Below are 26741 nucleotides of genomic sequence, written 5' to 3' on the forward strand. Positions count from 1 at the left end.
GTGTACTCAATACAAGTACACGGCGTTGCTATGAGCACCCGGCGGGGAATCGTCCCTGCTCGTTTATTGTTTACCTCTCTTGAATACGTTATCGTATGTTACAGATAAGTAATAGAGCCCGCCGATAGTAGGTCCGCCTACGTATTGGAAGTATTTTGCGTTCAACACGTTGGAGGCGCCCAGTTTAAAGGAGGTATTGATTTTTGGCACGCGGTAGGTGATCTGTGCATCTACTGTGCTGTAAGAAGGAACATCTCCGTTGCCGAACAGGTTTTGCCAGTAGAAAGTATTCTGCCAGTGCCATACCACGTTGAAACCAATGTTTTTAATCACATTGCGGTTACCCACACTCACGTTGGTAAACCAATCCGGGGTATTGAAGCCTGGGATGAGGGCATCGTCTTTCGTTTTATCCTGTGCCAGTTTATTATAGTTGGCATTACCACTCACGGTGTAACCTTTGTAGATATCATAGGTCACCGCTACAGCAAAACCGTAGTTGTTCACCGTAGACTTACTGTTGGTCCATACACGGTAGCGGTCTTGCTGCGATTTGTCCAGCATTTGATTCAGTACGCTTTGATCCGGGTTATTTACATTGCCGGTTTTAGGTACTACCGCTTCTATTTGCCCGATGAAATGCTTATAAGAGCTATAGTAGCCATCTACGTCAATAAACAGCTTATTATCCAGCAATACTGCTTTGTAGCCAGCTTCGAAAGAAGTGATCTGTTCGGGCACGATAGGGTCGAGGTTGGCCACTTTCAGGATACCGGCGTTTTTAGCGGCAGCAGCATCTTTGGAGATGTGTTCTGCATTGATGGTTTTATTCACCGCTACTCCAAATGCATCTACTGTGCTGGTGAGGAAGGAATTTTTGAAGTAGCCGAGGCCCTGTTCAATAAATGCCAAACCACCCACGCGTCTTACCTGTCCGTTGTTTACGAAGGAATAGGCTTCAAACAGGGATGGGAAGCGGAATCCATTCTGCCAGGAAATGCGGAAGTTGTGTTTGTCTTTGATACTGTATACTGCCGCGATACGGGGATTCACTTTAGCGTCGAACTGTTCGTTTTTATCGTAGCGCAGGGAGCCGGTTAACTTGAGCGCGTCGTTGAAAAACGTTTTGCTGATTTGGGCGAAGCCGCCGTATTTGCCGTACCAGATGTGTTTTCCGCCTGGGGTATTGCGTTTATCCATGGGCAGGGAAAAGTCTACGAAGTTGTTGCCATCCGGGATGATTTCGTAGGTGCGATAGTCGGCGCCTACCAGTACATCGGCGAAGTGGATGTATTTACGCAGGTTCCAGGTACCTTCCGTGTGATAGAAACGGCTTTTTTGCAGTAGGGCTGCACCACCGCTGGTATTGTTAGGATTCTTGGAAGTAGGGTAAATATCCCAGTCGTTGATACTTTTAATTTTTGCTACCTGTGCATCAAATGCGGGCGTGCCGGGTGTCCAGCGGCCGGCATCTGCAAAGGCGCGGGCTGACTGGTGTGCTGCTACCAGGTCGGCGCCGGAGGTCAGGGCATTATTTAAACCTGTGGTATAATCAGATGCCCATTTTTTATCCGGTTTGAAAGACTTCTCCAGGTTATCGGCCAGCGGGTTCATATTGTAGGAGTTGCCGGTATTTTCAATGGAGATATAAGACCTCACGGTAAAGTCGGGGTGTACCAGTTCCAGCTTGGCATTTTGTACGGTAACGCCTCTTAGGCCAATACGGTTACCGCGTTGGAAGAATCCATCCATTTCGCCATAGCGGTAGGAAGCGGATAATTCCATTTTATGAGGTAAGCGGAAGTTGAAGGAGAAGTCGGCTTTTTTGTTCTTAACGGTGTAATCACCTACGATATCTTTTTCCCAGTAGCCGGTGCGGTGTACATTGTAAGCGCGCCCATCTTTATCAATGATCTGGATATTGGCGTTATCGCCATATTTATTCCAGGCATCGTTGGCAATGTTATTGGGGCCGCTCAGCTGTGGGAAGTCAGGGTTGGCTTTCGATTGGGGGGAAAAGTCGTTGTGACTGTCGGCATACCAGTCGGTACCTTGCATATAGCTGAGGTTCACTTTCCAGGCAAATATGCGGCCATATTGTTGTGCATACCGTATAGCCGTTTCAGTGAGTGGCTTGGCGCCGCCGGCGTCGCCGATATGGTTAACCGCAATTTTCTGGTAAACGCTTACGCCCTGGTATTGGAATGGGTTTTTAGTGACCAGGTTAGACATCCCGTTGATAGCGTTCATGCCATACAGGGCGGAAGAAGCGCCAGGCGTTACTTCCACGCTGGAGATGTCCAGCTCCGTAGGTCCGATGGCGTTACCCAGCGGTACGCCCAGGGTAGCGGCCTGGTTGTCTACACCATCTACCAGCTGCATGAAGCGGAAGTTATTGGGTACGTTGAAACCACGGGTGTTAAATACTTTGAATGTGAGGCCGGCAGTGGTCATCTGAACGCCTTTGAGGTTGCCCAGGGCGTCGTAGAAGGTAGACGAAGGGGTTTCTTTCAATGCGCGGATATCCAGTTTTTCGATAGCCACCGGGGAGCGCAGCATCTTTTCCTGTTGGCGGGAAGCTGATACTACTACTTCGTTTACCAGCAGTGATTGGGTAAACAGCTGTATGGCCAGTTTGCTATTGCTGTTTTTTACTTCAAATTCCTGGGGTTGATAGCCAATAAGGCGGAACACCAGTTTCAATGGAAACTTCGCGTTGGTGGTTACTTCAAAATGGCCGTTGGCATCTGTTTGTGCACCAAAGGAAGTACCCTTGATCTGTACCGATGCGCCGGGGAGGGCGTTGCCATGGTCGTCTGTAATATTACCCTGGATTACGTAGGAACCGTTGAGCTGTGCCTGTACTAGTACCGGACTGAATACCAATATTACAAAAAGGTATTTTGCCAGTATAGGTAAGAACTTTTGCATTGTTGTTGTCATTATAGATTCTGGAAAGATAAATTGATAAGGGGAGCTTAAAATGATGTCTTGCCGCAACATCGTATTGAAAATGAATTATTTGTAAATTTTAAAACCATATAGTCTATAGAATTAGTGGACAAATATAGTCCGGGTATTTTTCATTTCAAAGTAAATGGGCAGTATTTATTGGAAAAAAGCCGGCCTGACGATTGTAAACGGGCAGCAGTGCAAGGTTTAAGTCGCTGGGAATGAGGCCTTACCACGCCGGGAGCGGAACACAAATTTTTTGACCTGGAGAGGAATACAGTCATCCGGGGAAGAGAGGATGTCTTACAGGGATAATAAAAAAGCGTTCACCCACGGATGAACGCTTTCTGCCTATAAATATTGAAAAAGGTAATTAAGCTACATGGTCCTTCGCTACCGGGTGATCGGCTGCTTTAGGATGCATATGTTTTCCGAAAAAACGTTTCTGGAACAATAGTATAGAAATGACACCGGTAGAAATAGCTGCATCAGCAACATTGAATACCGGGCGGAAAAACACGAAATAATCGCCGCCTTTGAAAGGTACCCAGCTGGGCAGGTATCCTTCGTAGATGGGGAAGTATAGCATATCTACCACGCGGCCGTGTAAGAAACTGCCATATCCGCCACCGGCAGGCAAAAATTTAGCTACATCATATCCTATGCTGTCGTTGAAGATCAACCCATAAAACATACTATCTATCAGGTTGCCGGCAGCTCCCGCCAGGATGAGGGAACCACAGATCAGCAGGCCGGTGCTGTATTTTTCTTTAATGAGTTTCTTCATGTACACAAATCCTACTACTACGGCCACCAGGCGGAACATAGTCAGCAGAATCTTTCCAAAGTCGCCTCCAAACTTAAGCCCATAGGCCATTCCTTCATTTTCAATGAAATGTATCCGGAACCAATTGGGGAAAATCACAAACTCCTGTTGCATAAACATATGCGTCTTGATCCAGAACTTCAGCGTTTGGTCAATAACAAGGATAAGGATAACGATAAATATTACGTGACGATATTTCAACTGATATTAAAATTTTATCAAAAATAATAGTTTATTTCAAAGTCGAAGCCTGCAATATCATTATTCCTGGAAATATACCCTTTTTACACGTTGTGAAATTCCTGTTAATATTTCATAAGGAATGGTGTCAGCCCAGGCAGCTAACTCCTGTACGGATAAATCCTGTCCAAATACAATCACTTCATCTCCTTCCATAACATCAGGGATGTGAGTTACGTCCAGCATCAGCATGTCCATGGCTACAATACCCACTACCGGCGCCAGTTTACCACGGATCAGCATTTTACCTACTCCCTGGCCTAAGCGGCGGGGATAACCATCTGCATAGCCAATACGTACGGTGGCCGTTACTGCGGGCCCTTTGGCGGCCCATTTGGCGCCGTAACCTACGGTGTCGCCGGCATCCAGGTGCTTCAGCTGTGCCACTGTGGTCTTGAGGGTGCTCACATTACGGAGCTGTTCCTGTATACCATTACTGCTATCTATGCCATACATGCCGATGCCCAAACGCACCATATCCAGCTGTAGGTCTGGATGGCGCGTAATAGCGGCGCTATTGGCAATATGCCGGATCACTGCATAGCCCAGGGCTTTCTGCAGTTCGTGGCTCATATCGTAAAACAACCGGCCCTGCTGCTGGGTCAGCGCATCCTTTTCCGGATCTTCACTGGCAGCCAGGTGGCTGAAGATAGACTGTACTTTCATCAGGCGGCTGGCGGTCAGTAACTGCGCCAGTTCAGTAATCTCGCTCTTCACAAAGCCCAGCCGGTGCATACCGGTATCCAGCTTGATATGTACGGGGAACTCAGTTTTGCCTGCTGCCGCTATTTCTTCCATAAACTGCAGTAAGATCTGCATGGAATAAATTTCCGGTTCCAGGTTCCAGTGAAGAATGGCGTCGAAACTGGCCGGTTCAGGATTCATCACCATGATCGGCATGGTAATGCCTGCCCTTCTAAGTTCTACACCTTCATCTGCATAGGCTACCGCCAGGTAATCTACACCATGGAACTGTAAGAGATTGGCAATTTCAAAGCTGCCGCTGCCATAGGAAAACGCCTTTACCATGGCCATTAACCGGGTATCCGGTTTCAGCATTGACTGGTACAGCTTTACGTTGTGGGAAATAGCCGACAGGTTGATTTCCAGGATGGTCTGATGCGCTTTCTGCTCCAGCAGTTTACCAATACGCTCAAACTGGAATATCCTGGAACCCTTTACCAGTATCGTTTCGTTTTGAAAATCATCTGCATTGAACTGCTGGATATATTCATCTGTGGTAGTAAAGAATTGTGTTTTCAATCCTTCTACCTGCTGGAAACTTTTCTTCTCACGGCCAATGTTCTTACCAATGGCCACTAATTTATTAATGGCTTTCTTCTGCAGCAGGTCTGCTACTTCTTCATACAGGGTAGCGTCGCTCTTGCCGCTTTGCAGGATATCGCTGAGAATCACCGTGCGGGTGGCATGTTGCTGCTGTTGCTGCAGGAAGTCGAGTGCAATGGTTAAAGATCCCAGGTCCAGGTTATAGGCGTCGTTGATTACGGAACAGTTATTAATACCCTGCTTGAGTTCCAACCGCATGGCAATATTGCTCAGCTGGTCCATCCGTTGTTGTATAACGGCTTGTTCTTTGCCCAGGTACAGCATCAGGGCTACACAGTGGATGGCATTTTCGATAGAGCCTTCATCCACGAATGGAATCCTGAATTGCAGGGGTTCCTGTTTGTAAAGCACTTCTATACGGGTATGATTATCGAGTTTCTCTACGGTGGTTACGCGCAGATCAGCGTCCGTTTTCCTGGACCAGGAAAACAGTTCCGGGCCACCGCCGCCACCTTCCTGGTTCTCTTTTTTGCCCACCTGGTTGTGGAAAGACAGTACACACTCATTTAATGCGAGGTAATCTTTACAGTAAATGAGGATATCGCTTTTGGCAAATAATACCAGCTTTTCATTGATCTTTTGCCGGATATTCAGGAAGCCTTCGCTATGCGCTTCGCCAATGTTGGTGAAAATGCCGATGGTAGGGCGTATAATCTTTTCCAGGTTCACCATTTCGCCGGGTTGGGAAATGCCCGCTTCAAAAATGGCCAGCTGGTGTTCAGGTTTCATTTGCCATACCGACAAAGGAACACCTATCTGCGAGTTGTAGCTTTTGGGGCTGCGTACAATGTTATAATCCTTTTCCAGCAGCTGGTACAGCCATTCTTTTACAATGGTTTTTCCATTGCTGCCGGTAATGCCAATTACCGGGATATGAAACTGCTGCCGGTGAAAGGCCACCAGGGTATGCAGCGCCTGTAAGGTATCTTTTACGAGAATGAAATTGGCTTTTGGATACTTTTCCAGTGGCACAGATTCGCTCACAATAAAATTGCTCACACCTTTACGGTACAATTCTTCGATGTACTGATGGGCATTGCGCCGGGGGCTAACTAAAGGAATGAACAGGGATGTTTCAGGGAAGCTCAGCTTCCGGCTGTCCAATAAAAGATGGTCAATTTCAGAAAATCCGGTCTCTTGCAACAATTCCCCTTTCAAAGTCTTGTTGATACTTGCTGCGTTATACACGTTTATCAGGTTTGAATAATCACTTAGCAGGTGCAAACATCGCATGCCACTGCTTTTTACTTCACGTCTGCTTCCGGTAATCCTTTTTTCTGACGATAGCGGGAGTAAAGAATGGAGCCGCCCAGGCATACCACTATTACGATCAACGATACATACACGGGTATGTGTATGAAATACGCTGCCAGCATTTTCAGGCCAATGTAAATAAGTACAACGGCAATGCCCTGGGGCAGATAATCAAATTTATCTACCGCTCCCCTCAGTAAAAAGAACAAGGACCTGAGCCCTAATACCGCAAATATATTTGAGGTGTACACCACCATTGGTTGTTGTGATATGGCAAATACAGCCGGAATGGAGTCCAGTGCAAAGATAATATCAGTAACCGCCAGCATTACCACAACGAGAGATAACGTGGTAAGGTAAACCTTATTATGTTTACGGATAATAAATCGCCCTTTTGGCGCTTCCATGGTTATCCGCATATGTTTGCTCATAAAGCGATAAGCGAAATTTTCTTCCGGTTTAAATTCATCCTCACTTTTAGCGGTAAACATTTTGTAGCCGGTATACAACAGGAAGGCGCCAAATATGTATAGTATCCACTCAAACTGCCGGATCAATACTACGCCTATGCTGATAAAGATCGCTCTAAAGATGATGGCTAATACAATTCCTATTAGTAATACCCTGGCATAGTTTTCCTCTTTTATTTTGAAGAAAGCAAAGATGAGAATAAATACGAAAATGTTATCCATCGATAACGACTTCTCCATGAGATAAGCGCTCATAAAGCTAATTGCTGCTTCGGAGCCATCTTCCCACCACATGAAGCCAAAAAAGAGGAACGACAACCCTATCCAGAAAACACTCTGCCATAGTGCTGTTTTGATGCTGGTTTTCTGGTTCTTTTTACTGAACAGGCCCAGGTCAAAAATCACCGCCACCACTATCACAATAAAGAATATGAGATAGGTTAATTGTGTTGGTGTCATAGCACAATTCCGCTTTAATGAGGGGCAAAGATAAGAAAACGACTGTTAGCAAGGTGCGGTTGAGTGCCGCAGATATGTTACAATTTTCTTATTAAAGCATTTAAAGCCAATATTTAAGCGCTATTCTGCGAATTTCCGTTGCCGTATAAATTGAAATATCATGGCAAACAACAGTACCAGTCCCACCGGCACCAGGAAGCAGATGACCTGCCACTTGGTTTTCTCCTGCCTGATCTTTTCTCCATCCAGCAAACGTAGCGTCAGCTCTTTGTTGCGGGCTTCCATGATGCCGCCGTTGCCGCTGAGGTAAGCCAGGCAATTGAGGAAAAACTCTTTATTGGCAAAGGAGAAGCCGGGATTAAATTCGTTGATGCCCATTTGCAGCGGGCCCTCTTTGCGGGATACGGCGTTGGCAATTAAATCGCCATCACTTACCACGATCATTTTATTGATGGTATCGGTGGCATCGCGGAAAGGCTTGCCGGAAGCCTGTTGTAAGGCGCCCACAGCAGCAGGATCCTGGCGGTTGTGGAAAAGCGACGTAAAATGTCCTTCCAGCAATACGGCGGTAGCCAGGTGTTTAGCCCGGTATTCCCGCGGATTGGGCTGCGTTTTTACAATATCCCAGCCTATTTGCGCCGGCAAACGGTTGGTACGGCTGTTATTGCCGGAAGTAAGTAAAATCGTTTTGCTGATAGCGTCATTTTTTATGGTATCTAACGAACTCACAAACCGGCTCAGCACCATATCCAGGTTTTTTACGATGGGATGTGCTTTGGTGGGCATCAGTAGCGGGAAATAAGGAAAAGGTACCGGTTGTATTTGTGGCCGGTTGCCTACATTGCCGACTACCAGCGGAATAGCATCACTTTGCAGGTCCATGACCAGGTCCTGGTTAATGCGTACCCCGTAGCGGAACAAGAGATCTTCGAGGTTGAGCCCGCGATCAAATGCAAAGAAGTTGGGGTGTTGTTGCAGGCTGTCCATCGTGGCATTCGACTCATCGATAAACCACAACACCTTGCCGCCATTCATCACATATTGGTCTATTTTTAACTTATCCACATCGCTGAAAGCGCCTGCAGGCTTGGCAAACAGGATGATATCAAAATCATGTGGAATATAACCGGCCGATTGCAGCGTGAGGGTATCCAGGGCGTAGTTGGTCTGGAGCGTGGTAAGCGCATCATATACTTCTGCGCCCAGCGATTCACCGTGGCCCAGCATATAGCCTACCAGCGGTTTTTCTTTTTCCTGTAATTTATTGATCGCATACGCAAACTGGTATTCGAGCAAGGCTTCGGAGTTATTCATGGTCTGCATCGGATCTTGCCCTCCCTGGTTTTTCAGGAGGTTTACCCCGATGGTTTTGCCTTTGTAATGCACCAGTGCGCCGGGGAAGATGAGTTTTTCTGCAAAGCCGTCATTGGATTCCTGCTGCACTTTCATATTAAAAGGCATAATGCCCTGTGCAGTGAGCTCTCCGAGAAATTTCAGGCGGGCAGAATCGGTCATGCCCTGGCCAGGATTGATAAAGCTAAAACGGATATTTTGCTTGCCATATTCCCGGAATTCTTCCAACAGCTCTGTGGTGGCCTGTGCCAGCTGCCGGAAGCTGGCAGGGTAATCGCCTTTCAGGAACACTTCTATTTCTACCGGGCTGTCCAGTTTACGCAGCATTTGCCGGGTATTGGCGGTAAGTGTATATCTTTTTTCGGCTGTCAGGTCCCACCTGCCATGGAAATAGGCGGCGGCAATATTTATGCCTGTGAGTACCAGTATTACCGTTAATGCCCGTTGTATATATTTTTTTCGTGTAGCCATAACATTTAGTCGGCAGGTCTTTTACCCGTTTTGCCAGAGTTTTCTTTGCAGGGATAATTTAGTGAGATAGAGCATCAACCCGATGATGCTGATGAAATAAATGATGTCACGGCTGTCGACTACGCCCCGACTGATCGACGTATAGTGAAATTTGATCCCGGCCATTTGCAGATAATAATCGGCCCCACCGCTGAAAGTAGGGATTTTGCTGACGGCATCGAAACCGTTATAAAGTATAAAGCAGGTGAAAAGTGCTATCAGGAAGGCTACCATGGCATTGTTGGTTAAAGACGACGACCAGATGCCGGTAGCGGTAAATACGGCGCCCAGCAGTACCAGTCCTATATAGGAGCCAATAATGCCGCCAGTGTCCAGCGCCTGGTTATCCACACTCAGCTGGCGGATAGCAAAGTAATAGACCACGGTAGGTAATAGGGAAATGAGTACAATTACCAGGCTGCCCCAGAATTTACCCATCACAATTTGCCAGCCGCTCAATGGTTTGGTACTGAGCAATTCCATGGTACCAGTTTTAAATTCATCGGCAAAACAACGCATAGTAATAGCGGGTATGAGCAGGAGGTAAATAAGCGGCGCCAGTTCAAATAATGGATCCAGGTTGGCATAGCCAGTGTCGAGCAGGCTGGTATCCGGAAAAACGAACAATAACAATCCGTTTGCCAGCAAAAACAGGATAATGGCCACATAGCCGGTAACACTGCTGAAAAACTGGTTTATCTCTTTCTTAAAGATGGCTAGCATGAACAGTTTGTAAGGATTAGGATATTAGTAAAGATACAAATATAGATAAACGCCATTAGCTTTAGGCTATTGTATCGAGGTCTATGCCATCTTTATACATTTCCCAGATAGGGCTGGTACTCCTCAGCTGGTTGACCGTGTCTGTGATGGTACGGATCACATAATCCACCTGTTCATCGGTGGTAAACCTGCCCAGGCCAAAGCGCAGGGAGGCGCGTGCCAGGTCGTCGGTGAGTCCCATGGCCTTTAGTACGTAACTGGGCTCCATAGAGGCAGAGGTGCATGCAGAGCCGGTAGATAAGGCAATGGTTTTGTTGAAGCCCATCATCAGGGCTTCTCCTTCTACATATTTAAATGACAGGTTGCAGGTATGTGGGAGGCGATGCGCCGTGGAACCATTTACATAGGATTGTTCGAGTTGTAGCAGGGCTGCCTGTAGTCGGTCCCTCATGGGCGCCAGGCGTTGTGCGTCGGCGGCCATTTCATCCATACACAGTTCGGCTGCTTTTCCGAGCCCCACGATACCGGGTACATTCAGGGTACCGGAGCGCATGCCTCTTTCATGGCCACCCCCATCTATCTGGGCGGTGAGCTTTACGCGGGGCGAACGGCTACGTACATATAATGCGCCTGCGCCTTTGGGACCGTACATTTTATGAGCGCTGAGGGTGAGCAGGTCAATACCGTCGGCATTAACGTTTACCGGGATTTTGCCGGTGGTCTGCGTAGCGTCCGACATCAGCAGCACGCCGTGTTTCCTGGCAATATCGCTGATGGCCCGAATGGGTTGTATCACCCCCGTTTCGTTGTTGGCATACATGATGGCGATGAGGATCGTCTGCGGCGTAATAGCTGCTTCCAGCGCCGAGAGGTCGATCAGCCCTTCTTTGTCTACCGGCAACCAGGTAATACTGGCGCCGGATTTTTCCAGGTGCTTGCAGGTATCCAGTACGGCTTTATGTTCGGTGACCGCTGTAATAATATGGTGCCCTTTGCCGGCATACATATCGTATACCCCTTTGATGGCGAGGTTCACCGCTTCGGTAGCACCGGAAGTAAAAACGATTTCGCGGGGAGCAGCGCCAATCAGCCGGGCTACCTGTTCCCTGGCATAGTCGACCGCTTCTTCTGCTGCCCAGCCAAACGGGTGACTGCGGCTCGCTGCATTGCCGAATACTTCGGTAAAATAAGGCAGCATGGCCGCCACCACCCGCGGGTCGCAGGGGGTGGTAGCATTATTATCCAGGTAAACAGGTAACTGTAACGTCATCATCTTTCTTTTATAGAAAAGCCTAACCTAACAAATTTACAACATAAGTTCTATTTTTACCGGGTTAAGCAGGCCGCAAAAGCTATACGGATACTGCATTTGGCATACATTCAAAACAATTAAACATGCTCAGGGTAGAACATATTGGCATCGCCGTAAATTCTTTGTCTACTTCCGTTCCCTTATTTGAAAAGTTATTGAATACCCCCTGTTATAAGCAGGAAGAGGTAACCAGTGAACACGTGATGACCGCATTCTTTCAACAGGGAGAAACCAAGATTGAGTTGCTGGAAGCCACCGGTCCGGAAAGCGTCATCGCAAAATTCCTGGATAAAAAAGGAGAAGGCATGCATCATATCGCTTTCGAGGTAGCAGATATCTATGCGGAAATGAAAAGATTACAGGAAGAGGGCTTCGTTTTACTCCAGGAAATACCTAAAAAAGGAGCAGATAATAAGTTAATATGTTTCCTGCATCCTAAGCACAGTAGCGGGGTTTTGATCGAAATTTGTCAGGATATCAAGTAAACATTTACTTATATATTTTAAATTTAAATAATAATAAATTTTTTAATTTTTTTTCCATTTTAGCAATCCAAAGGAAATATGTATTCGTAAGTAATTAGGAAGCACGCCTGAAAAGGCACAAAAAATTAAAGACAAAAATTTTTTTGGCGTTTTTTGAACAAATACGTTTTCCATTACGTTATCACTAATAGAAGCACAAATACAAAAAAGAACAATACTCAAAATATTACAATACTTAAGCTTTATAAATTTTAAAGGTTTAAGTTTTAACGATTACTCTAAAGTTGGCATAGGTTATGAACACCTGCGGGTTTTTTAGCTTGCAGGTCTTTTTTTTTGTCAACATCTACACTATAGCATTTCATTTCAAAGGCGGAAAGAGAACTTGCATCAGGACGATGGTAAGATGCTGCCAGGTTTTGTTGTAGTAATAAACGACAATACCCGCAGGAAATTGTCGCGCCCGGGATTATTTTGCTTTTTACACGTCGTGAAACGACTGAAATACAGTACAATTAAGGATATTATAAACGAAAAGGAGGTGATTTCTATTTACAGAAACCACCTCCTTTTTTGTTTACCAATATTTTTAATACCCGGGAAACTGCACCAATTTTTTATTCCGGTCAATTTCACTTTGGGGTACAGGATAAAAATAAAATTTATTATCCCACTGTGCCCGGGTGAAAGCTACTATTCTTTTATGGAACTCAGGGTCCGACAGGGAGCTGCCTTTTTCAATGTTCATTCCGTGGAACTGTCCGCCCTGGTGCTGCTCTGGCGTATTGGCCACTTTCCAGCGACGTACATCCCAATAACGCTGTCCTTCAAATATCAGTTCTATCTGCCGTTCCAGGTGGATCTGTTTACGCATTTCTGCCTGACTGGCACCGGCTACCATATCCGGAAGTCCTCCCCTGTTGCGGATCTTGTTAAGATATTTTAAGATGTCGGGATTTCCGGGATCGTATTCATTCAGCGCTTCTGCATAGTTCAGGTAAATTTCACCCAGGCGGATCATCATGGCCGGGCGGGAGAAACTCCTGCCGCTTCTGAAATCTGTATTGGGATGGATATTTTTACGGGCAGTATAACCTGTGGAGGGCCAGTCACGTGGGGCGCCGTTCTTACCGGAGTTGCCGGTAAAGAAAAACTCAACCCTTGTTTGCCCGGTTTGAGGTACCACCGGTACCACCGAACCATTAAAGGTCACATCTACATAAAACCGGGGTTCGCGCCCAAGGTACATGTTGGAAGTGCCGCTTACATAATATGGCGTAGCTACATCTGTAAACCCGCTTTCCGTATAGCCGCTGGTGTTATCTGTAATCGGTTTGCCGCCGGCCATCCGGAATACATCTACCATTTCCTGGGTTACGGCAATTCCGTTCCATCCGGAGCCATTGGCACACCTCGGCGAACAGTGCCGCTCCCAGTTGCCTACGTGATCAGAGCTGGTACGGATCCAGATGGCTTCCTTTTGCCAGCCATCGAAGAATAAATTCCGGCAGGAAAGGAAGGCCGCCCGGAATGGATCGGGATCTGCTACGGTGTATAACTCCCACCTGTTAAGGTCTATCACTGCCTTAGCTGCGTCCGCCGCTTTCTTCCACTTTTCTTTATCGAAAGTGGGGTTGAGTAAAGTGGTTCCGTCGAAGTTTTTAAAGTTGCTCAACTCGCTATTGCCATTGAATAAGGGGCTGGCGCTATATAACAATACCTGCGACTTTACCGCCATCACGATAGGTTTAGTGATACGGCCAGTTTGTGTTACATCCGGTTGTGTGGGATCTACTGGGTTCATGTGCTGTACCGGCAAATCGGGCATCGCTTTATCCATCTCAGATAATACATAAGCTACACAATCATCCCAGGGACTTCTTGGAATCTGGAAATCATCTTCGGGAAGTTTGGGATCCTCACCCATTAATACTACCGGGCCGTATTGGCGCATCAGCAGCCAATAATAGTAAGCCCTTAAGAAGCGGGCTTCTGCTTTATATTGTTTCAGCAGCTCCACGCCGCCTGGCTGTGCGGTGATTTCTTTATTTTCATCGGCATGCTTCAGGAAAATAGCGGCCTGCCGGATGGTTTGATAGTAGCCGTTCCAGTAAGAGGGACTGGCATTATCTGGCGTAATGGCGCCTGAATTAATGCCCGGTTGCACCCATGCATAATCTACTTCATCGCATTGCCCCGTCCACGGAATGCTGTAAGGCTGCGCCCACATGTCGGGCATGGGATTATACAGGCGTGCCAGCCATTGCTCCGTCATGGCCCTGTTGCTGAATACATCTTTCAGCGTGGTAATATTGTCCGGTACGGTATTGAGATATCCTTTTTTACAACCAGCTGCCAGCAATGCAGGCAGTAGCAGCAACAGGATATTTTTTTTGAATAAACGACGCATCATAGTGTTCAGTTTTATTTGAAATTAGCGCGGATGCCAAAGTTGAAAGAAGTGGTGTTAGGATAAGCGGTGCCCCTGCCATCGCCCAATTCAGGATCCCATATTTTCCAGGGAGAAATGGTAAACAGGTTAGTACCATTTACATAAGTACGTATGCTCTTTACACCAAATCGCTGTAATCTATCACCGCTGAAAGTATAGCCCAGCTCCGCACTTTTAAGGCGGATATAATCTGCCCGTTTCATCCACCACGTGCTCTCATAATAGTTGGTGGTAATATCCTGCCGGGTTGACATTCTTGGGTAGAAAGGCCGTGTATTGGGGTTGTCGGGTGTCCAACGATCGGTGGCCACCGTATATAGGTTACCTATAGTAGGTCCTTCATAGAATGGGTTAGTAGCATGACCACCGCTGTACATGAAGTCTACCATCGCTACTCCCTGGAAAAACAGGCTCAGGTCAAATCCTTTTGCCCCTACGCTGAAATTGAGGCCGTATACAATGCGGGGTACTGAACCATAACCAATAGCCTGCTGATCATAGCTGTTGATCAATCCATCGCCATTCAGGTCTTTATATTTGATGTCGCCGGGGCGCACATCTCCCGCCTGTTTGGGCGATTTAGCGATTTCAGCAGAATCCGCGAATAAGCCCAGCGCTACGTAACCAAAACGCTGGTCAATAGGATGACCGGTGCGGTTCAGCCAGGGATATTGCCAAGGTGGTAACCCATCGTATACATCTTTGTTGATGTTGAAGTTGAAGTTACCCCTGAACCCAATCCAATAGTTTTTGGAAAAGGATTTGTTATAATCAAGGGTTACATCAATTCCTTTATTCTCCGTAATACCTATATTCCGGTAAGGGATATTACCACTCGTATAGCCGGAGGCGTAAGGAATATCATATTGTCTTAGCAGGATACCTGTTCTGCGCTCTTTAAATAACTCCACGATCAGCGACAGCTCGTCATGGAATGCTTTTATTTCGATACCCAGGTTTTGGCGTTTACCGGTTTCCCAGCTTACCTCAGAGCCAATCTGGTCTTCTTCCAAACCGCTGTACCAGGAAGTGTTTCCGGGTACTCCAAACGTATAGCCGAGGCCGTTATCTGCCTTTATCCTGGTCAAAAACAGGAAGCGGGAACCGGTATTACTATTTCCGGATAAGCCATAGGTATAGCGGAGCTTGAAGTAACTAAATACATTACTGAGCGACGAAAAGAAGCTTTCATTGGATACTACCCAGCCCACTCCAAAAGAAGGAAACAAGCCATAGCGTTTATTAGGTGTGAAGTTTTCGGATCCATTATAGCCAAAGTTAGCTTCTGCAAAGTAGCGGCTCTTATAACCATAGGTAGCTCTTCCGCTCAATCCCCTGATACGATAAGGGATAGAGGATATGAGGGTACCGGCATCCGCATCTATGTAATCTGACTGGTTGTAGAGCAATAAACCGGAAACATCGTGGTCGCCGAATTTATTGGCATAGTTCAACGCGGTTTCTGTATAAAACCGGCGGTTGCCGCCTCTCGACACATCGAATCCTAGTACATTAGAGCCGGGGTCAACAATGTTTGTCAACAGGTTGCCGGCAGAATCACGTCCGGTGGCGTAATAGGTTTGCACTTCCCTTTTCCTGTTGAGATTATTCCAGCCATAGGAATCAAATGCAAACATGCTGGTGAAGGAAAGCCCTTTCACGAAGAAGTCGAGGTTCTGGCGCAGCCTGATATTGGAACGAATGGTATTACGGTACTCCGTGGCATAACCAGATTGGGTGAGATTGCGGTAGGGGCTGGGATAGCTTCCTCCGGGAATCTTAGGCCATTGGCCATTGGAATACTGTGGCGGTATCAGGTGAGGCGGCACCTGTGTAGCCAGGTCGAACAAGGCATTAGTACCAATACCCGGATAGTTGCTGTTGATAATAAAACCGTTGATGCCTAACTCCAGTTTGGTTGTTTTGGTGATATTAGCGTCAACGTTGGTGGTGAAGTTATAGCGGTCCAGTTTAATATCTGAATTATAGGATTGTACATGATCGCGTTTCAGCAAACCTACTTCCGAGTAATAACCGGCAGAGATATAATACGTGGCGAATTCAGAGCCCCCGCGAACATTGAGGTTGGCCCTTCTGCTCTGCCCAAATTTGTTAAACAGCACATTAAACCAGTCAACATTAGGGTACAGGTCGGGGTCTTCACCGGAGATATGTTTTTGTATCTGTTCATCGGAATACAGCGGTGTTCTGCCTCTCATCTGCAGTCCTTCGTTGTATAATCTCATGAAGGTGGGCGCATCTGCAAACTTGGGCAGTTGAGTAAATTTTGTGATGGCCTGGTTTAGTTCCAGGTTAATCTGTGGTTTGCCGGGCTTGCCGGATTTGGTATTTACCAGGATAACGCCATTGGCGCCGCGGGTACCGTATACGGCGGTAGCGGAGGCATCTTTCAGTACCGTAAAGCTGGCAATATCTTCTGGGTCCAGGTCATTAATGCTACGATCGGGCACGCCATCCACAATAATGAGTGGGCCACGTGGACTGGAGCCAAAAGTAGAGATACCACGTATCCAGATATCGGAGCCATCATAGCCGGGTTCGCCACTGCGTTGTACGGCTACAATGCCCGCCAGGCGGCCGCCCAGGGCGTTGGTTAAACTCCTTACCGGCAGTTTCAGCTCTTCTGGTTTAATGGTGGACTGTGCGCCTACCAGGCTGATTTTCTTTTGTGCACCAAATCCTACCACCACTACTTCATTGAGCCCGCCTTCTTTTGCCAGCATTTCCACGTTGATGTCTACTTTATTTCTAACGGTGATCTGTTGAGATTGATAACCGATATAGGAAAATTCAAGTATATCCGTTGGTTCTACATCCAGTTCGTAATAGCCTTTGTCGTTGGTGGTGGTACCTGTGGGCGTTCCTACTATTTTTACCGTTACGCCTACCAAGGCTGCTCCCAGCTTGTCTTTTACGGTACCTGATACTTTCAGTTTAACGGCTGGTTTTCGTACTGCGGGGGCGGGGTGACTGACTGGTGCAATCACATATTGCGATTCCCCCATCTGGTTCAGGGTCAGGTTATGGTTTTGTAGTGCTTTCTGTAGATATGGAACCACTTTTGAGGATTCCATTTTCAGTATTTTATCAGGGATATAAATATCTTTTGCATACTTTTCATTGAGTGCAATCCTCAGTTGATACCTGGTATAAATTTTTTCCAGGATATCCCTCAGTGGTATCATTTGTGTGCCAGGGGCGTCGGAGGGGCTACTTCTGCCTCGCTCCTGGCGGGATTGATCCTGGATGCTGGCCATTGCATCCTGCGCATGTAAGGAAGAAGGGATAACGGCCAGTACAAGACATAGGCCGGCCATTCCCTTCAGGCAATGCCGTAGAGATCCAAATTTCATAACGAAGAAAATTTTGGTTAAAGACTACATATTTGGTTAAAAGACTACATCATTAAAGTGGTACTGCTACCGTTGTGTTTCGCTTCATTATTGTTATTATTGTCACTGTTGCAAGTATATGGCTACGGGAAAATATGGATATTACCTGGCTGGTAGTGACCCTGGTCAGTAAGGTTTACATGATAAATATTTTATCCGATAAGGCGCACCATACCATCGCAGTTGCCCCATAAGGCTGCAATAACCAGGCTTTTCACAATAAGAATTTTCAGAATTAATAATTATCCCTTCGGCTTTTGACGATACTTTGTTTTAACATGCTTACTTTGGTTGAATAATAATCCGGTTACCTGTTTTATGAACATCTGCTTCCAGCATGGCGGACAATGCATTACATAAGCTTACTTCATCGGTAATGAGTACTCGTCCGCTGATCCTGGTATCCTTGAATTTTTGTGGTTGTAATATCTCTACTTCATATCCGTAGTTTGCGTGCAATAATTCTTTTATTTCCCCCACGGAGGTATTTTCAAATTTATAATTGCCATCCTTCCAGGCTGCGTATAGTTGCGGGTTGGTAAGATCTGTCAGGATTTTGTTATCCACGATCTTTCCTCTTTCTCCCGGGTGTAGCAACAGTTCCTGTTGAAAGGCAGTGGCAGTGGCTTTAATCAAACCGGTGTTAACCACCACCATGGAATGGTGTTGATCATCATTAACGGTAAAAGAAGTTCCCAGTACGGTTACTGTCATATCCGGAATATGTACAGTAAACGGTTGGGAGGCCTTTTTAACTACTTCAAAATAGGCGCTGCCTTCCAGCCATACTTCACGGTTACCTCCATCTTTTGTATCCCGCATTTTCAGTGAACTGCCCGGCTTAACCCATATCCGGGTGCTGTCTGGCAGCAATATGGTTTGTACCATTGTTTTTTTAGCTACCAATACAGCCAGGGGCGCCGGCTGAGGGGCGGTCCTGGTAAGCAGGTAAGTGGCAGTGCCTCCTGCCAGTAATAGTATAGTTATTGTCGCTGCCACTTTCAGCCAGCCTAATCGCCTTACAGGGGCCGGCTCCGACGAAGCCGATAGTTTCTCTGCTACCTGTCGCCAGCTTTCTTCGGCTGCGGTGGCCGGAATCTTCGCTGCCAGTTGCTGATCAAAGATGTCTTTTACCTGGAAATATAGTACCTGGTTGCCGGGTGATGCCTGCAACCATGCAACTACCTCCGCTGTTTCTTCCCGGCTGGCCTGACCTTCGATGAACTTTATTAAAATGCTATAATCCAAATCGTTGGTATTGTAATGTAGTGACATGTCATTTATTTAGACGACAAGGGGATTATTTCTACGTACAGTTTTTTTATTTTTTTTTCAGAAAGATGAAGAGGTGGTAAAACAGGGGTATTAATACATCACTGAAAACAGGTAATTCACTTTTCGCACTATGCTCTTTAGTTGCTTAATGGCTTTATACAGTTGTGTTTCCACAGTACGGGAAGAAATACCCATCGCGGCGGAAATTTCGCCTGTTTTAAGCCCCTGCTGGTACCGGAGCTTCACTACCTCCCGGCATTTGGGCGGGAGTTCTTCTATGGCCCGCCATACGCTGGCTGCCAGGTTGTCTTGTTCCAACAGGCTTTGCCGGGGACCATCGGGGCTAAAATAATTCAGCTCAGCTTCTGTTAATGTGGGAAAGGCTGCATTAATATAGCGCTGATGCACGGCTTCGTGTTTGATATAATCCAGGCAGCTGTTATGAATACTGCGAAACAGGTAACTTTTAATATTGGTGGTAATGTGTAGAGAAGTACCTTTTTTATATATCTGTACAAAAACATCCTGTACGATATCTTCTGCCGTTTCGCGTGATACAAATTTGCAGGCGTAAGCGAGGAGAACCGGGTAGCACTCTTTAAAGACCAGTTCAAGAGAGGTAAACTCTTGCAGTAATAACGTGGCGGCCTGATGGCCTTCCTCTACAGGCTCCCCCATAGCTTGACAAAAGTATTTTGAAACAATTGATCCAAGATAATGATAATAAAATTAATAGACAATGCCTTTATGCGGCATAAAAAAGGAGCGTTACGTAAATAAAACAGGGTGATCTCAAAATAATTCCCTTCTCTTGTCCAATTTCTGTCCGGTCAGTCTTTATTAAGGTATAAAACAAAAACAATAACATATGGATACCTTCTTATCTCCCATTGAAAAGCCCAAGGGGCTGATGATGAAACTGGCATATTTCTTTACCCGTAAGCAATTCGGGAAAGTGCTGATGCCGCTGAAAGTGCATTCCGTACGCCTGCCGGCAGCCTTCGGTATGTTTTATGGAAAAGTATCGCAACTGGACAAAAAGCTGCAATTGTCGCGGGAACTGGTAATGCTGATCCGGGAACAGGTAGCGCGTATCAATATCTGTCTTTTTTGTATGGATGCCGCCCGCTGGAGCGTTGTCAAGGAATCGATGGACGAGGCAAAATTTGACGCCCTTGCACATTATAGCACCAGCCCTCTTTTTTCAGAAGCCGAACGGGTGGCGCTAGACTATGTCACTGACCTTACAAAAGATAAAAAAGTAAACCCAGCGACGTTTGCCCTGCTGCTGGCACATTTTTCAGAACGGGAAATCTGTGAAATCGTATGGCTGGTGGGCAGTGAGCACCTTTATAATTTAACCAATATCGGGCTCAATATTCATTCCGACATGCTTTGCAAGATTAGCCATTAGCCTTTAGCTAATGGCTAACTGCCGTTTTAGTATACCACCCTGAAACTAATGGTATCCTTAATCTGCTTCAGTTCCTTCAATACCTTTTTGTCATATGCGGCGTTGATATCTGTAATTACATAGCCAATCCGCTCATTTGTCATCAGGAATTGCGATACAATGTTAAGCTGCATATCGGCCAGTACCTGGTTCACGCTGGCCATAATACCCGGTACGTTACGGTGAATATGGATAAGGCGATGACCATTCTTTACTTTGGGTAATGGTATATTGGGGAAATTGCTGCTTTTGAAAGCATCTCCGGTATTAATAAATTTCGCGATATGCTTAGCAACAGATTCGGGCTTTTTGATATTGTCGAAGATGACAATTCCCCTGTCTGTACAGGCATCCTTCGGGATATGCTTTTTGCTATTGCCAAAGTAGCCGATCACCTTCAGTTTGGTGGCTTTGGTCAGTTTTTCTGCGGGGATAGACTCCTTATTTCCCAACAAAATTATTCCTGCTTCTTTCAACTGTTTGTCTTCCAGGGAAGAGACCTGTTTTACGGTAAAGCCGTCTTTTTTCAGGTATTTTACCGCTGCTTCGGGTACATCGCCCACCACCAGGCATTGAATACGATTCTTTGGATAAGAGATGGCCGAAGGCAGGTTGTTGACATATAAAAATTCATCCAGGCTGGGCGTGATATGATCCGCCTTTTCGGTCACCGACTTACGTTCTATATTTTCTGTAAACGCATAAAATTTCTTGATCATGCCGGATTCCTTGAGCTGGAAATCGGAATAACCATCGCCGATACCGTGTATTTCGCCTTGCAGCTGTAGCTCTTTCAATAATTTTACTTTGCCGCCTTCGTTGGAGAGTGGGTTGTTTTCATCATAGCCGATGATTTTTCCTTCTTCGTTAAAGACAAAGGTGTTGGCGTAAATGTTTTCTTTTTTAATATGAAAGGGCAGTACCACCGGGGTAATAAACTCTTTAAATCCGCCGGATACGATCAGTACATCGTCGGCATGGTGTTTAAAAAAGTTCCGGTTCCTGGAAAAAGAGGTAGATACCAGCTTTTTTAAGTGTTTCACCAGCTGTTTCAGATGGTCTTTATTGGCTTCCAGCAATTGTACCCTGCCGGCAAGGCTTTCCCGGAACGACAACTTGCCTTCCATGGCCAGGTTGGTTAAATCTTCTATTTTTTTGTAGATCAGTTCTCTGTCCGGGCGGTCCTGTAGGGAAATACGTGCCAGTTCATCCAAGGCTTCCACCTGCGTAAAGGTGCTGTCAAAATCAATTATATAATACTTTTTACTCACGGATTCGTTTTTAAAATAGCCTGCTGTTGCGAATTGGAGCACAAAAATAGAAGTTTAAATAGCATTTTTCAGACAAAAAACGGCCGTCTCATAAATATTGAGACGGCCGTTTGAAATTTTAGGAGATGCTGTTAATTAAACATATACCGGATACCCAGCTGGCCTTGCCAACGGGAAATGGTATTGGTATTATCTCTCCAGGAGTTAGTTACCGGGATCTGGTTAGCCGCATCCTGGTATGGGAAAGAGTACGCAGGAGCCGCAGTACCGTTGCCGGCGGCATCTTTTATTTGTCCTTCATACTTCAGGAAAGAAGGTACGTTCGGCATTTTGGAAATGCCCCAGTTTTTATTCAACAGGTTACCGAAGTTGACAATATCCAGGCTGATACGCAGGGTATGCTTGGTTTTATCTTTACCACTATAGAAATAAATATCCTGGGTAACATTAACGTCCATTCTTTTTGAGAAAGGTAATACTACTGCATTACGTTCTGCAAATTCGCCCCTGTGGCTGCTCAGGTAACTATCCTGCTTAATGAAATTATCCAACTGGTTCCAGATAATATCTGCTGTACGTTTGTCGGCATTGGTGGCGGGGTTATAGGTTTTGTCGCCATAACCTACCGGTACCAGCTTAATTTCATTTTTATTTCGTGGGATGTAGATCAGGTCATTGTTTCCGCCGGAACCATCGTTATTCACGTCGCCATTATAGGTATAGGAAGTAGCATTATACAGGCCATTCAGGCTGGGTGATGCTTCATAGATCATACCGAAGGAGGTAGCGAAGTGTTTAGCCCAGTTGAACCGGTAAGTAGCGGCCAATACAACGCGGTGTGGCAGGTAGTAGTTGGAATAACCCAGTTCATTGGCGTTAGGGTCGCCTGCTACCGGGCGATCGCGCCAGTTGCTCTGTGCAATGCTACCACCATCATTTACGCTACGCGATTTGCTATAAGTATAGGCAGCGCTCAGGTAAAGATTAGGCGTGTTTTTTTGCAGCTGGATAGTGGCAAAGTAAGAGTAACCCTTATTGGTATTACGCATCAGGATAGCGTCGCTGATATTAGGGTTGCTCAGGCTGTTGCCTGCATATATTTTAGAGCTGCTGTAGCGGAGGCGGTGATCAGGCGTACTGTCCAGCTGGAAACCGGTAGCAGGCAGATTCACGTTCTGGAAATATACCGCGTTGATATCTTTGGTATAGTTGAATTCCACCGTACCGATAATACCTCCGGGCAGCTGACGGTCTACCGCCAACGTTGCCTTTAATGCCTGTGGATATTTGAAGTTTTTATCGGTAACTGCTATGTTATAGTTAGGAGATAATTTGCCTTCAAAGTTTTTCTTATAGGTATCCGGATTTTGGCTGAATGGATAGTTGATAACCGGAACGGTGTTGCTGGTTTGCGCGGTGAACGAGCCAAACTGTACACCATTGTTACCAGCCTGGTTGCTCAACCATACGGCAGGCGGAGGACCAGCAAATAAACCGGCGCCACCACGGATCTGCGTTTTGCCATCGTGGGTTACGTTCCAGTTGAAACCTACTCTCGGTGAAAACAACGGGGTTGTTTTAGGCGCCTGGCCCACATCTATTTTGACACCATCTCTGAAGGTAAGTGCTGTCAGGGAATCATTTCTGCTGAAGGTACTGCCTATAACAGGAACGTCTACACGTAATCCATAGGTCAGCGTAAAGTAGTTATTTACGCTCCATTTATCCTGAACAAAGGCGCCCAGTTCCAGCATATTGATTTTAGCATATGGGAACGATTTATCCGATGTGGTAGCATAGCTCAACGCATAACGGGACGCAGTAGGCGATCCATTGATGGCGCTGGCGTAGAAGTCCTGCAGCGTGTTGAAGCGATAGTTACCATTGTAATTAGGTGCAAAACCATTCAGGAATGTTTTGTAATAGTTTTGGGTACCGATCGTAATTTCATGTTTTCCTCTATACATGGTGTAGATATCGGACAACTGGAATACGTTGGTATTGAGTTTATTGTTGTAGGTGAATGGTTCATAGCCGAAAGCGGTGTAGCTGGCGCCCTGACCATTCATAATATCTACCAGCGGGAAATTGCCTTCAGACAATGCCTTACGGAAATCGCGCATAGCGGAAAATCCTACCTGCAGCTTATTGGAGGCGCGGTTGCCGATACGGGTATTTAATTCCGCAATAAAGATGTTGAAGTTGTTATTGATGGTATAACCGCTACCGCTAAATGGTAAGCCGGTAGCACTTGGCTGACGGCCGCTTCCCACTGCTCCTCCGCCTGGTGCGCCACTATTGCTGGCCGCAATGTCGCGGAAGGATTTCAGGTAGTTGTATTTGAAGGTAAACGTATTGTGGTCGTTTACGTTCCAGTCGATCTTAACAGTAATTTTATCGCTTTGGGTTCTGTAGGTATAGTCCTGGTAATCACCTGGATTATAGCCATAGTTTTTTATCAGGAATTGTTTGAGCGCATCCAGGGTATCGGCTACCGCCTGGGATACGTTTCCACCGGCTACGCCGCCTGGTTTATTGGCTACAAGGCTGGTGGCAGGGGCTTTAATTCTTTCCTGTTCTGCACTTACGAAGAAGAACAGTTTGCTGGGAACGATAGCACCGCCTACGTTGAATCCGCGCAGGTTATAGTTGAAATCTGGCTTGGGAACAGTAACAGTACCTACTTTTCTTCCCTGTAAGCCAGGTGTTTGTATGTAGGTATATACCGTTCCTTTAAAGGTATTGGTACCGCTTTTGGTAACGCTGTTGATACCGGCGCCGGAAAATCCACCCTGTCTTACATCATAAGGGGATACGTTTACCTGTATTTGTTCCAGCGCTTCCAGGCTGATAGGCTGAGAAGAAGTCTGGGATCCCAGCGTAGGTTGCAAGCCAAAAGAGTTGTTGAAGTTGGCGCCATCTACTGTGATGTTGTTTAACTGGTTGCTTCTGCCGCCGATATTTAACCCGTTGGCAGAAGGGGTAAGCCGGGTAAAGTCCTGCATAGAGCGGCTTACAGTAGGTAAGCGATCCATCTGGGCGCGGGTAATTACCTCCTGGCTACCGGTGCGGGCTTTGTTGATCACTTTGTTCTGCACGCCGGAAGTAACTACTACTTCTGTTAAGGTGCTGGTACTTGGCTGTAGGTTTACATCTGCTTTGTACTCCTGGCCGAGCGACAGGAAGATGTTTTCCCTTTTTTCATCTTTAAAGCCGATGTAGGAGATCGTCAGCGTATAGGGACCGCCCACACGCAGGTTAGGTAAATTGAAACGACCGTCTTTACGGGAAACGGTGTTGTACTTGGTGCCTGTTGGTACGTGAGTGGCTACGATACTGGCTCCGGGCACGGCACCTTCTTTGCTTCCGACAATGCCTGCTATATCAGCGGTGGTTTCCTGTGCTAACAAGGCGGTGGGGATTAATAGCGCGCTACACAACATACAAATGAGGTAACGACAGATTTTCATGTACATGCAATTCAGATTTTGGGTAAAGTTCAAATGTCAAATTGAAGTATTAAAAATACTACAATTATGAAATCGTTAACAAATAATCTGAATTATGCATATCATGTGAAAGGCCTGCTACGCAATTACCTTTTCCATACCAGTGCTCCTTGAACCTTTAATGAGTATATGGGCGTGCTCAAATTGTTGCTGTTGAAGCCATTTTGCCGCTTCGGCAGCATTCTCAAGATAAATATAAGGATGGGTTACTTTCTTAAAGTCGCCGCCTACCAATACCACGGCATCCCAGTGTAGGCGTTCCAGTAGGGATACCAATGCCTGGTGTTCTTTGATACTATCGGCGCCCAGTTCCATCATAGCGCCCAGCATGAGTATCTTTTTGCTGGCGGAGAGGCTGGCAAAGTTTTCAATGGCGGCCTTCATGCTGGAAGGATTGGCATTGTAGGCATCCATGATGATGGTATTACTACCCTGTACAATAACCTGGGAGCGGTTGTTGGAAGGGGCATAATGTGCAATGGCCGGGGCAATATCTTTTTCAGCAACGCCAAAATGCGTGGCTACGGCTACTGCCGCCATCACATTGGGGAAGTTATAAGCGCCTACCAGTTGGGTTTGGATAAAGCCTACCTGGCTGTTACCCCTTACTTCCACAGCCAGGAATGCGCTGTCGGTAACGGCTTCCCCTACAAAGTCGGCTTCCTGGCCACCATAGGTAATGATATGCGGGATGCCTTTGGCCATTTCCATCAGGTAGCCGTAGTCGTTACAAACAAACGCGGTTCCGTTGTTGCTGCGCAGGAAGTCATACAGCTCTCCTTTTGCTTTTTTAACGCCTTCTTCGCTGCCAAAGCCTTCCAGGTGTGCCTTTCCAATGTTAGTGATGATACCATGGGTGGGCAGGGCTATCTGGCAATAGGCCGCTATTTCCTGCTGGTGATTAGCGCCCATTTCTATCACGGCTATTTGTACATCGGGTTGTATGCTTAAGATGGTGAGGGGTACGCCAATATGGTTATTCAGGTTGCCCACCGTGGCATATGTTTTTAATCCGGCAGACAAGGCTGCGTTAATCAGTTCTTTCGTAGTGGTTTTCCCGTTAGTACCGGTGATAGCCAGGAAGGGGATATTAAGCTGTTGCCGGTGCCGTAAGGCCAGTTGTTGCAAAGTAACCAGGGCATCTTCTACCAGCATCATTTTTTCAGGTACGGTATAATACGCTGCTTCATCTACCACCGCAAAGGCGGCGCCCATTTCTAATGCTTTGGCGGCAAATTCATTACCATTGAAGTTACCTCCCTTGAGGGCAAAGAAAATATCGTTGGGTTTCAGTTTCCGGGTATCTGTTTGTACCGAGCGATGTTGCTCATAGATGCTGTATAGTTGTTCAATATTCACGGTCAAAAGCTTATTTGGTGCAAAAATAAGTGGTTAATCATGTAATATAGTAGAATTTTATTCCTGATTACGCAACCA

The 26741-nt window shown here is 46.3% G+C and carries 16 protein-coding genes; 2 read left to right on the forward strand and 14 right to left on the reverse strand.

The annotated features are described in order from the left end of the window. Positions 1–63: 63 nt before the first annotated feature. From FHW36_RS05340 to FHW36_RS05370, 7 genes are all read right to left on the reverse strand, one after another. Positions 64–2931, reverse strand: coding sequence for a TonB-dependent receptor (locus tag FHW36_RS05340; RefSeq protein ID WP_246121075.1), 2868 nt, complete (start codon positions 2929–2931; stop codon positions 64–66). A gap of 394 nt (positions 2932–3325) precedes the next feature. Next, entirely contained in the window at positions 3326–3979 is a 654-nt protein-coding gene (locus FHW36_RS05345; RefSeq protein WP_145663396.1) for a lipoprotein signal peptidase, read from the reverse strand. A 60-nt stretch (positions 3980–4039) separates the two neighbouring features. Then, the gene (locus FHW36_RS05350) at positions 4040–6553 is read right to left on the reverse strand and encodes a bifunctional UDP-N-acetylmuramoyl-tripeptide:D-alanyl-D-alanine ligase/alanine racemase (RefSeq protein WP_145663398.1); all 2514 of its coding nucleotides are present in this window, start codon (positions 6551–6553) and stop codon (positions 4040–4042) included. Positions 6554–6609: 56 nt separating this feature from the next. Next, the gene (locus tag FHW36_RS05355; protein ID WP_145663402.1) at positions 6610–7548 is read right to left on the reverse strand and encodes a TerC/Alx family metal homeostasis membrane protein; all 939 of its coding nucleotides are present in this window, start codon (positions 7546–7548) and stop codon (positions 6610–6612) included. Positions 7549–7668: 120 nt separating this feature from the next. Continuing rightward, positions 7669–9372, reverse strand: coding sequence for a gliding motility-associated ABC transporter substrate-binding protein GldG (gldG, locus tag FHW36_RS05360; protein WP_145663406.1), 1704 nt, complete (start codon positions 9370–9372; stop codon positions 7669–7671). Between the two features lie 21 nt (positions 9373–9393). Further along, positions 9394–10134, reverse strand: coding sequence for a gliding motility-associated ABC transporter permease subunit GldF (gldF, locus tag FHW36_RS05365; RefSeq protein ID WP_145663409.1), 741 nt, complete (start codon positions 10132–10134; stop codon positions 9394–9396). A gap of 61 nt (positions 10135–10195) precedes the next feature. Then, positions 10196–11404, reverse strand: a complete 1209-nt coding sequence (locus FHW36_RS05370) for an IscS subfamily cysteine desulfurase (protein ID WP_145663412.1) — start codon at positions 11402–11404, stop codon at positions 10196–10198. A 125-nt stretch (positions 11405–11529) separates the two neighbouring features. Here FHW36_RS05370 and mce point away from each other — a divergent pair, with 125 nt between their 5' ends. Beyond that, entirely contained in the window at positions 11530–11931 is a 402-nt protein-coding gene (gene mce / locus FHW36_RS05375; RefSeq protein ID WP_145663415.1) for a methylmalonyl-CoA epimerase, read from the forward strand. 589 nt (positions 11932–12520) lie between these two features. On the opposite strand, the gene FHW36_RS05380 is transcribed toward mce, so the two are convergent. The 4 genes from FHW36_RS05380 to FHW36_RS05395 form a co-directional block, all read right to left on the reverse strand. Continuing rightward, complete coding sequence (locus tag FHW36_RS05380) at positions 12521–14344, reverse strand: RagB/SusD family nutrient uptake outer membrane protein (protein WP_145663419.1); 1824 nt, start codon at positions 14342–14344, stop codon at positions 12521–12523. An 11-nt stretch (positions 14345–14355) separates the two neighbouring features. After that, entirely contained in the window at positions 14356–17757 is a 3402-nt protein-coding gene (locus tag FHW36_RS05385) for a SusC/RagA family TonB-linked outer membrane protein (protein WP_145663422.1), read from the reverse strand. A 321-nt stretch (positions 17758–18078) separates the two neighbouring features. Continuing rightward, positions 18079–19071 (reverse strand): FecR family protein, encoded by a 993-nt coding sequence (locus FHW36_RS05390; RefSeq protein WP_145663425.1) that lies wholly within the window; start codon positions 19069–19071, stop codon positions 18079–18081. A 90-nt stretch (positions 19072–19161) separates the two neighbouring features. Beyond that, complete coding sequence (locus tag FHW36_RS05395) at positions 19162–19749, reverse strand: RNA polymerase sigma-70 factor (protein ID WP_145663428.1); 588 nt, start codon at positions 19747–19749, stop codon at positions 19162–19164. A 190-nt stretch (positions 19750–19939) separates the two neighbouring features. On the opposite strand from FHW36_RS05395, the gene FHW36_RS05400 reads away from it, so the two are divergent. Continuing rightward, complete coding sequence (locus FHW36_RS05400; protein ID WP_145663431.1) at positions 19940–20485, forward strand: carboxymuconolactone decarboxylase family protein; 546 nt, start codon at positions 19940–19942, stop codon at positions 20483–20485. A gap of 26 nt (positions 20486–20511) precedes the next feature. Here FHW36_RS05400 and FHW36_RS05405 read toward each other — a convergent pair whose 3' ends face one another. The 3 genes from FHW36_RS05405 to FHW36_RS05415 all read right to left on the reverse strand — a co-directional run bounded on the left by FHW36_RS05405 (position 20512) and on the right by FHW36_RS05415 (position 26663). Then, on the reverse strand, positions 20512–21795 hold the full coding sequence (locus FHW36_RS05405) for an HAD-IB family phosphatase (protein WP_145663434.1): 1284 nt from the start codon (positions 21793–21795) through the stop codon (positions 20512–20514). A gap of 131 nt (positions 21796–21926) precedes the next feature. Continuing rightward, entirely contained in the window at positions 21927–25265 is a 3339-nt protein-coding gene (locus FHW36_RS05410; protein ID WP_246121076.1) for a TonB-dependent receptor, read from the reverse strand. A gap of 117 nt (positions 25266–25382) precedes the next feature. Beyond that, the gene (locus tag FHW36_RS05415) at positions 25383–26663 is read right to left on the reverse strand and encodes a UDP-N-acetylmuramoyl-tripeptide--D-alanyl-D-alanine ligase (RefSeq protein ID WP_145663437.1); all 1281 of its coding nucleotides are present in this window, start codon (positions 26661–26663) and stop codon (positions 25383–25385) included. Positions 26664–26741: the final 78 nt, after the last annotated feature.

This window comes from Chitinophaga polysaccharea (assembly GCF_007829335.1).
Classification (GTDB): domain Bacteria; phylum Bacteroidota; class Bacteroidia; order Chitinophagales; family Chitinophagaceae; genus Chitinophaga; species Chitinophaga polysaccharea_B.

Bases quoted from the DNA above. Each gene is read 5' to 3' on its own strand.
- FHW36_RS05340 (WP_246121075.1), bottom strand. From the start codon at position 2,931: ATGCAAAAGTTCTTACCTATACTGGCAAAATACCTTTTTGTAATATTG.
- FHW36_RS05355 (WP_145663402.1), bottom strand. From the start codon at position 7,548: ATGACACCAACACAATTAACCTATCTCATATTCTTTATTGTGATAGTG.
- gldG (WP_145663406.1), bottom strand. From the start codon at position 9,372: ATGGCTACACGAAAAAAATATATACAACGGGCATTAACGGTAATACTG.
- gldF (WP_145663409.1), bottom strand. From the start codon at position 10,134: ATGCTAGCCATCTTTAAGAAAGAGATAAACCAGTTTTTCAGCAGTGTT.
- FHW36_RS05370 (WP_145663412.1), bottom strand. From the start codon at position 11,404: ATGACGTTACAGTTACCTGTTTACCTGGATAATAATGCTACCACCCCC.
- mce (WP_145663415.1), top strand. From the start codon at position 11,530: ATGCTCAGGGTAGAACATATTGGCATCGCCGTAAATTCTTTGTCTACT.
- FHW36_RS05380 (WP_145663419.1), bottom strand. From the start codon at position 14,344: ATGATGCGTCGTTTATTCAAAAAAAATATCCTGTTGCTGCTACTGCCT.
- FHW36_RS05385 (WP_145663422.1), bottom strand. From the start codon at position 17,757: ATGAAATTTGGATCTCTACGGCATTGCCTGAAGGGAATGGCCGGCCTA.
- FHW36_RS05390 (WP_145663425.1), bottom strand. From the start codon at position 19,071: ATGTCACTACATTACAATACCAACGATTTGGATTATAGCATTTTAATA.
- FHW36_RS05395 (WP_145663428.1), bottom strand. From the start codon at position 19,749: ATGGGGGAGCCTGTAGAGGAAGGCCATCAGGCCGCCACGTTATTACTG.
- FHW36_RS05400 (WP_145663431.1), top strand. From the start codon at position 19,940: ATGGATACCTTCTTATCTCCCATTGAAAAGCCCAAGGGGCTGATGATG.
- FHW36_RS05410 (WP_246121076.1), bottom strand. From the start codon at position 25,265: ATGAAAATCTGTCGTTACCTCATTTGTATGTTGTGTAGCGCGCTATTA.